Annotated in this window: 6 protein-coding genes; 5 read left to right on the top strand and 1 reads right to left on the bottom strand. The window is 72.0% G+C overall.

What is annotated here, in order from left to right; genetic code table 11:
- Positions 1-2400: excinuclease ABC subunit UvrA (gene uvrA / locus ACFWFR_RS13225; RefSeq protein ID WP_377623255.1), on the top strand; the 2400-nt coding region annotated here is incomplete at its 5' end.
- A 169-nt stretch (positions 2401-2569) separates the two neighbouring features.
- On the opposite strand, the gene ACFWFR_RS13220 is transcribed toward uvrA, so the two are convergent.
- Entirely contained in the window at positions 2570-3055 is a 486-nt protein-coding gene (locus ACFWFR_RS13220) for an OsmC family protein (protein ID WP_191805767.1), read from the bottom strand.
- Between the two features lie 108 nt (positions 3056-3163).
- Here ACFWFR_RS13220 and uvrC point away from each other — a divergent pair, with 108 nt between their 5' ends.
- Genes uvrC through whiA form a run of 4 tightly spaced genes read left to right on the top strand, consistent with a single transcriptional unit; the run spans position 3164 to position 8327 of the window.
- Entirely contained in the window at positions 3164-5362 is a 2199-nt protein-coding gene (gene uvrC, locus ACFWFR_RS13215; RefSeq protein WP_377623254.1) for an excinuclease ABC subunit UvrC, read from the top strand.
- A 20-nt stretch (positions 5363-5382) separates the two neighbouring features.
- Positions 5383-6321, top strand: a complete 939-nt coding sequence (gene rapZ / locus ACFWFR_RS13210) for an RNase adapter RapZ (RefSeq protein WP_191805769.1) — start codon at positions 5383-5385, stop codon at positions 6319-6321.
- A 2-nt stretch (positions 6322-6323) separates the two neighbouring features.
- Positions 6324-7286, top strand: a complete 963-nt coding sequence (yvcK, locus tag ACFWFR_RS13205; protein WP_191805770.1) for a uridine diphosphate-N-acetylglucosamine-binding protein YvcK — start codon at positions 6324-6326, stop codon at positions 7284-7286.
- A 60-nt stretch (positions 7287-7346) separates the two neighbouring features.
- Positions 7347-8327, top strand: a complete 981-nt coding sequence (whiA, locus tag ACFWFR_RS13200; protein ID WP_191805771.1) for a DNA-binding protein WhiA — start codon at positions 7347-7349, stop codon at positions 8325-8327.
- The last annotated feature ends 64 nt before the right edge of the window (positions 8328-8391 follow it).

The following is an 8391-nucleotide window of genomic DNA, read 5'->3' as shown; positions in this document are numbered from 1 at the left end:
ATCGACCGCCTCGTCTCGCGCGACGGCGTCCAGCGCCGGCTCACGGACTCGGTCGAGACCGCGCTCGGCCTCGCGGGCGGGCTCGTCGTCGTCGAGCTCGTCGACGCTGACGCCGACGACCCGCAGCGCGAGCGTCGGTTCTCCGAGAAGCGGGCGTGCCCCAACGACCACGAGCTCACGCTCGACGAGATCGAGCCGCGCACCTTCTCGTTCAACGCGCCCTACGGCGCCTGCCCCGAGTGCACGGGCATCGGCTTCCGCCTCGAGGTGGACCCGGACCTCGTGATCCCGGACGACGAGAAGTCCCTCGCAGAGGGAGCTGTCGCCCCCTGGGCCCAGATCTCCTCCGAGTACTTCAACCGTGTGCTGACCGCCCTCGCCTCGGACCTGGGCTTCTCCATGGACGTGCCCTGGCGTGCGCTGCCCCAGCGGGCGCAGCAGGCTGTCCTCTACGGCCAGAACCACGAGGTGCACGTCCGCTACAAGAACCGCTGGGGCCGGGAGCGCCAGTACTCGACAGGCTTCGAGGGTGTCGTGACCTTCCTGGAGCGCCGCCACGGCGAGACCGAGTCGGAGTGGTCCAAGGAGAAGTACGAGGCGTACATGCGTGAGACGCCGTGCCCGGTCTGCCAGGGCACGCGGCTCAAGCCCGAGGTCCTCGCGGTCAAGGTCGGTGACAAGTCGATCGCCGAGGTCTGCCGACTGCCGCTGCGCGAGGCCGCGGCCTTCCTCGGTTCGCTCGAGCTCGGCACGCGCCAGAAGGCCATCGCGACCGAGGTGCTCAAGGAGATCGACGCCCGCCTGGGGTTCCTGCTCGACGTGGGTCTCGACTATCTCTCGCTCGAGCGCCCGGCCGGGACCCTCTCGGGCGGCGAGGCGCAGCGCATCCGGCTCGCGACGCAGATCGGCTCGGGGCTCGTCGGCGTCCTGTACGTCCTCGACGAGCCGAGCATCGGTCTGCACCAGCGGGACAACCGGCGACTCATCGACACGCTCACCCGCCTGCGCGACCTGGGCAACACGCTCATCGTCGTCGAGCACGACGAGGACACCATCCGTGCCGCCGACTGGATCGTGGACATCGGCCCCGGTGCCGGCGAGCACGGCGGGCGCGTGATCCACTCGGGCGACTACGCGGGGCTCCTCGAGGCCCCCGAGTCCGTCACGGGCGCCTACCTCGCCGGACGCCGCAGCATCCCGCTGCCCGCGACGCGCCGGCCCGTGGACAAGAGCCGTCAGGTCACGGTCATCGGCGCGCGCGAGCACAACCTCGAGGGCATCGACGTGAGCTTCCCGCTCGGCACGCTGACCGCGGTCACGGGTGTCTCGGGCTCGGGCAAGTCGACGCTCGTCAACTCGATCCTCTACACCGTGCTCGCGAACGAGCTCAACGGGGCGCGGCAGGTCGCCGGTCGGCACCGGCGCATCACGGGGCTCGAGAACCTCGACAAGGTGGTCCACGTCGACCAGGGCCCCATCGGCCGCACGCCCCGGTCCAACCCGGCGACGTACACCGGGGTCTGGGACCACGTCCGCAAGCTCTTCGCGGAGACCAGCGAGGCCAAGGTGCGGGGATACACCCCGGGCCGGTTCTCGTTCAACGTCAAGGGTGGGCGCTGCGAGGCGTGCTCGGGCGACGGGACCATCAAGATCGAGATGAACTTCCTGCCGGACGTGTACGTCCCGTGCGAGGTCTGCCACGGTGCGCGCTACAACCGCGAGACGCTCGAGGTGCACTTCAAGGGCAAGACCGTCGCCGACGTGCTCGACATGCCCATCGAGGAGGCGTCGGAGTTCTTCGCCGCGGTGCCCACGATCTCGCGGCACCTCAAGACGCTCTCCGAGGTCGGCCTGGGGTACGTGCGCCTGGGGCAGCCCGCGCCCACGCTCTCGGGCGGCGAGGCGCAGCGCGTCAAGCTGGCCAGCGAGCTGCAGAAGCGGTCGACGGGCCGCACCATCTACGTCCTGGACGAGCCCACGACGGGTCTGCACTTCGAGGACATCCGCAAGCTCCTCGCGGTGCTCCAGTCGCTCGTGGACAAGGGCAACTCGGTGCTCGTGATCGAGCACAACCTGGACGTCATCAAGAACGCCGACTGGATCATCGACATGGGACCCGAGGGCGGATCGGGTGGTGGCCGGGTCATCGCCGAGGGAACGCCCGAGCAGGTGGCGGCCGTCGCCGCGAGCCACACGGGCAGGTTCCTCGCCGAGGTGCTTCCCGGTGACCCGATCCCGGTCGCACCGCTGCCCAAGAAGGCCGCAGCAGCCAAGGCGCCGGCGGCCAAGACGACCCGGAAGACCCCGGTCCGCAAGGCCACGGCTGCGGCCTCCAAGTCGTCGGCGACCGTGAAGGCGTCGGTGGGCACGCCCGACGACGACGCGCGCGAGAGCGCCTGACGGGCGGCATCGAGCTCGCACGCGAGAGGCGCTTGGCCCTGCCGTCGGAGGGCTCCGCTGCCCGGCCGCGCGGTCGCCGGGCAGCGCGCGTGATCGCGTGCCGGCCTGTGGCCGGCTGGACGGCCTGCCCGGGCGGCGCGACGCAGGTCGTTGCATGCCGCCCGGGTGGTCAGGCCGCGTGCGTGCGCAGCGGAACGGGTTCGAGCAGCACGGGGAAGTTCACGGACCGGGCCAGGAAGCAGTGGTCGTGGGCCCGGCGGTGGACCTCGGCGACCGCCTCGTCGGTGACCTCGGGGCCGTCGTCGACGACGACGTGCGGGTGCAGCGTGACGTCCGTGAACTGACCTGCCCCCGCCGACTCGACCCGCATGGTCCCGGTGACCTCGTCCGAGTACTCGCGCACGACGATCCCCGCAGCCGACGCGAGGTGCAGGAACCACAGCATGTGGCACTGCGAGAGGCTCGCGACGAACAGCTCCTCGGGGCTGTACCGGCCGGGGTCCCCACGGAACGCCGGGTCGGCGGACCCGGGCAGCGTCGGACGGCCTGCGAGGTCGATCTCGTGGTCACGGCTGTACGCGGTGTAGGTGGTGGTTCCGGTCTGGCCTGCGCCGGTCCAGCGGACGGTCGCGGCATAGGAGTGAAGGGCGCCCATGCGGTCACCCTAGCGGCCTGAGGCCGTGCATGTGTGACGGGCGTCACGGTCAGCGGGTGCGGTCGCAGGGCGCCCGGGGTGTGGGTGGGCTGACCTAGGCTGACGGACATGGCAGATCCGTCCTCGTACCGCCCCGCCCCGGGAGAGATCCCCACCTCGCCCGGTGTCTACCGGTTCCGTGACGAGCACGGCCGTGTGATCTACGTGGGCAAGGCGAAGAACCTGCGGGCGCGTCTCGGGAGCTACTTCCAGGACCTCACGAACCTCCACTACCGGACCCAGACCATGGTGACCACGGCCGCGTCGGTCGAGTGGACGGTCGTCGGGACCGAGGTCGAGGCGCTCGCGCTCGAGTACTCGTGGATCAAGGAGTTCGACCCGCGCTTCAACGTCAAGTACCGGGACGACAAGTCCTACCCGTACCTGGCCGTGACGCTGGGCGAGCAGTTCCCCCGGGCGCAGGTCATGCGTGGCGCCAAGCGTCCAGGGACCCGGTACTTCGGCCCCTACGGGCACGCCTGGGCGATCCGCGAGACCCTCGACCTGCTGCTGCGGGTCTTCCCCGTGCGCACGTGCTCCGCGGGTGTCTTCAAGAGGGCGCAGCAGACCGGGCGCCCGTGCCTGCTCGGATACATCGACAAGTGCTCGGCGCCGTGCGTGGGACGCATCAGCCCGGAGGACCATCACGCGCTCGCCGAGGACTTCTGCGACTTCATGGCCGGTGACACGGCCAAGTTCATCCGCCGGGTCGAGGCGAAGATGAAGGAGGCCGCTGCCGCGATGGAGTACGAGCAGGCGGCGCGCCTGCGTGACGACATCCTCGCGCTCGAGCGCGCCATGGAGAAGAACGCCGTGGTGCTCGGTGACGCGACCGACGCGGACATCTTCGCCCTGGCCGGTGACGAGCTCGAGGCCGCGGTCCAGGTCTTCCACGTGCGCGGAGGGCGCATCCGTGGCCAGCGCGGATGGATCGTCGAGAAGGTCGAGGACGTGACCGACGCCGAGCTCGTCGAGCACCTCCTCCAGCAGGTCTACGGCTCGGTCGACGAGTCCTTGGGCGACTCCTCGACGCCGTCGTCGAGCATCGTGCCCCGCGAGGTGCTCGTGCCGGTCCTGCCGCCCGACACCGAGCAGGTCGTGTCCTGGCTCACGGGGCTGCGCGGCGCCAAGGTCGACGTCCGCGTGCCCCAGCGCGGTGACAAGCGGGAGCTCGCCGCCACGGTGCACAAGAACGCCGAGCACGCGCTCGCGCTGCACCGCACGCGCCGCGCAGGCGACCTGACCACGCGCAGCCAGGCGCTCCGCGAGATCCAGGAGGCCCTGGGCCTCGAGACCGCGCCGCTGCGCATCGAGTGCTACGACGTGTCCACGACGCAGGGGACCCACCAGGTCGCGTCGATGGTCGTGTTCGAGGACGGGCTCGCGCGCAAGAGCGAGTACCGCCACTTCGCGATCCGTGGGCCCGAGGGCCTGGGGGCCCGTGACGACACGGCCGCGATGCACGAGGTCATCACGCGCCGCTTCAAGCGCTACCTCGCGGACCGGTCGCAGGCCAGCGACGTGGAGATGGACCTGGGCGCCGACGACGACACCGCGCGGGACGCGGACGCCCAGGCTGCGGGGTACGTCCCGCGGTCGGGCGAGGTCGGGGCCGACGCCCCGGCCGGCCGCGCAGCACGCTTCGCCTACCCGCCGAACCTCGTGGTGGTCGACGGCGGCCCGCCCCAGGTCGCGGCCGCCGCCAGGGCGCTCGCCGAGCTCGGCATCGACGACGTCGCGCTGTGCGGGCTCGCGAAGCGCCTCGAGGAGGTGTGGCTGCCGGGGGAGGACTACCCCGTGATCCTGCAGCGCAGCTCCGAAGGCCTCTACCTGCTCCAGCGCGTCCGTGACGAGGCGCACCGGTTCGCGATCTCCTACCACCGCAAGAAGCGGGGCAAGGCCATGACCGTCTCGGTCCTGGACGACGTGCCCGGTCTCGGGCCCGCGCGCAAGAAGGCCCTCCTCACGCACTTCGGCTCGCTCAAGCGGCTGCGGGCCGCGTCCGCCGAGGAGATCGCGACCGTGCCCGGCATGGGGGCCGCGACGGCTGCAGCCGTGGTCGCCGCGCTCGGCCCCGACCCGCAGCCTGCCCCGCCCGCTCCCGCGGAGACGGGCGCACGCACCGACGTCCCGCCCGCCACCACGACCACGACCACGACCACGGTGAGCGAGACCGCGTCGGCGAGCGACGCCGTCGGGCCGGGGGAACCGTCCGGGCCGGACACGCCCGGGGTGCCCCCCACCGCGAGCGGGGCCGTCCCCGCGTGACCGGCTGGCATGCTGGGAGCATGAGCACCGAACCCTCGCCGACGACCGTCCCCCAGGGAATCCCCGCGATCGAGGCGACCACCCCCGCGCCCGAGCGCTCGGACGCCGAGGTCCTCGTCATCACGGGCATGTCCGGGGCGGGTCGTACGCGTGCTGCCGCGGTCCTCGAGGACCTCGACTGGTACGTCGTGGACAACATGCCGCCCAGGATGCTCGTACCGCTCGTCGACATGATGACGCGCGCGGGGTCGAGCGTCCAGCGCATCGCCGCGGTCGTCGACGTCCGCGGTGGCGGGTTCTTCACCGACCTGCTCGACGTCCTCAAGCACCTGCGGGACGCCGGCGTCTTCTACCGCATCCTGTTCCTCGACGCGTCCGACGAGGTGCTCGTCCGACGCTACGAGCAGGTCCGTCGTCCGCACCCCCTCCAGGGAGGAGGCCGGATCCTCGACGGGATCGCCGAGGAGCGCCGCCTCGTCGCGAGCGTCGAGGAGCGCGCCGACGTCGTCATCGACACCTCTGACCTCAACGTCCACGACCTGGCGCGAGAGGTCCGCGCAGCCGTGGCCGAGGGCACACCGGACGCGCTGCGGATCAACATCGTCTCGTTCGGCTTCAAGTACGGGATCCCGCTCGACGCGGACCACGTCGTCGACATGCGGTTCCTCGCGAACCCCTACTGGATCACCGAGCTGCGTCACCTGACCGGCCGTGACGAGCCTGTGCGCGACTACGTCCTGGCGCGCCCGGGAGCCCTCGAGTTCATCGACCGTTACGTGAGCGCGCTCGAGCCCGTCCTGTCCGGCTACCTCGCCGAGGAGAAGCGCTACGTGACGATCGCCGTCGGCTGCACGGGCGGCAAGCACCGTTCGGTCGCGGTCTCGGAGGAGCTCGCCAAGAAGCTCCGGGCGCTGGGCCAGCGCGTGACCGTGACCGCCCGAGACCTCGGCAAGGAGTAGGTGTGACTCTCAGCAACCCCGCGGTCGTGGCGCTCGGCGGAGGCCACGGCCTGTCGGCGACGCTGTCCTCGCTGCGGCTCATGACGGACCGCATCACCGCGGTCGTGACCGTCGCGGACGACGGCGGCTCCTCCGGGAGGCTTCGTTCCGAGCTCGGGGTGCTGCCGCCCGGCGACCTCAGGATGGCGCTCGCGGCCCTGTGCGACGACTCCGAGTGGGGGCGGACCTGGAGCTCGGTCCTGCAGCACCGGTTCTCCTCGAGCGGCGACCTCGACCAGCACGCGGTCGGGAACCTGCTCATCGTGGCCCTCTGGGAGCTCCTGGACGACCCCGTGGCAGGGCTCGACTGGGTGGGCAAGCTGCTCGGGGCTCGCGGCCGGGTGCTGCCCATGGCCGCCGTGCCGCTCGGCATCGAAGCGGACGTGCGCACCGGGGACGGGCTCTCGACGATCGTGGGCCAGAGCCAGGTCGCCGTGACGCACGCACGCATCGAGCAGCTGCGCCTGGTCCCCCCCGACCCGCCCGCGTGCCCCGAGGCCGTGGAGGCGGTGCGGTCCGCGGACTGGGTGATCCTCGGCCCGGGCTCCTGGTACTCGTCGGTCATGCCCCATCTGCTCGTCCCCGAGCTCGCGCACGCGCTGCACGAGACCGCGGCCCGGCGCTGCGTCGTGCTCAACCTCTCGAGCGACGCGGGCGAGACCTACGGCCTCACGGCCACCGACCACCTGGAGGCGCTGCACAAGCACGCGCCCGGGCTGCGGATCGACGCCGTGGTCGCCGACCCGAGCGCGGTCGAGGACATCGGGCTGCTGGCCGACGAGTCGGCGCGCATGGGTGCGCGCCTCCTGCTCCGTCAGGTCGGGCGTTCCGACGGGACCCCGCGGCACGACGCGCTGCGCCTCGCCGCGGCCCTGCGGGACGTCTTCGACGGGTTCCTCGGCGACGTGGGGACGACGACGCACTGACCGACGCCCGCGTGGGGGAGTGCGGTCACGATCGTTGCCCGTTGATGGGAGGATGTCGCCATGGCGTTGACGGCACAGGTGAAGGACGAGCTCGCGCGACTCAAGGTGGACAAGACCTCCTGCCGCAAGGCGGAGGTCTCGGCCATGCTGCGATTCTCCGGTGGGTTGCACATCATCTCCGGTCGCATCGTGATCGAGGCCGAGCTGGACACGGCGATCGCCGCGCGTCGGCTCCGGCAGACGATCAGCGACGTGTACGGGCACACGAGCGAGCTGATCGTGGTCTCGGCGGGCGGTCTGCGTCGGGGGAGCCGGTACGTGGTGAGGGTCGTCAAGGACGGCGAGTCGCTCGCTCGCCAGACGGGCCTGCTCGACAACCGTGGCCGGCCCGTGCGGGGGTTGCCCCCGCAGGTGGTGTCGGCCGGGGTCGGCGAGGCCGAGGCCGCGTGGCGCGGCGCGTTCCTCGCGCACGGTTCGCTGACGGAGCCGGGGCGCTCGTCCGCGCTCGAGGTCACGTGCCCGGGGCCGGAGGCCGCCCTCGCTCTCGTCGGCGCTGCCCGACGCCTGGGCATCTCGGCCAAGGCGCGCGAGGTCCGCGGGGTGGACCGTGTGGTCATCCGCGACGGCGAGGCCATCAGCGCGATGCTCACGCGGCTGGGGGCCCACGAGACCGTGGTCGTCTGGGAGGAGCGGCGCCAGCGGCGCGAGGTGCGTGGCACGGCCAACCGGCTCGCGAACTTCGACGACGCCAACCTGCGGCGCTCGGCACGCGCGGCGGTCGCGGCCGGGGCCCGCGTCGAGCGGGCCTTCGAGATCCTCGGGCCGGACCTGCCCGACCACCTGCGCGAGGCCGGCGAGCTGCGCCTCGCGCACAAGCAGGCGTCGCTCGAGGAGCTGGGTCAGCTGGCCGAGCCGCCGCTGACCAAGGACGCCGTCGCGGGCCGCATCCGACGCCTCCTCTCGACCGCGGACAAGCGGGCTGCGGAGCTGGGCATCCCCGACACCGAGGCCGGTCTGAGCCCGGACCTGCTCGACGTCTGAGCTTCCCGGGAGCCGGTCCGTACGGGTCCAGCGGGCACGGCCGGCGGAGAGGGGAAGCATGACG

It is taken from the genome of Oerskovia sp. NPDC060287 (assembly GCF_042726775.1).
Lineage (GTDB): Bacteria > Actinomycetota > Actinomycetes > Actinomycetales > Cellulomonadaceae > Oerskovia > Oerskovia merdavium.
This window is presented reverse-complemented; position numbering and strand designations above follow the sequence as displayed.

Bases quoted from the DNA above. Each gene is read 5' to 3' on its own strand.
- ACFWFR_RS13220 (WP_191805767.1), bottom strand. From the start codon at position 3,055: ATGGGCGCCCTTCACTCCTATGCCGCGACCGTCCGCTGGACCGGCGCA.
- uvrC (WP_377623254.1), top strand. From the start codon at position 3,164: ATGGCAGATCCGTCCTCGTACCGCCCCGCCCCGGGAGAGATCCCCACC.
- rapZ (WP_191805769.1), top strand. From the start codon at position 5,383: ATGAGCACCGAACCCTCGCCGACGACCGTCCCCCAGGGAATCCCCGCG.
- whiA (WP_191805771.1), top strand. From the start codon at position 7,347: ATGGCGTTGACGGCACAGGTGAAGGACGAGCTCGCGCGACTCAAGGTG.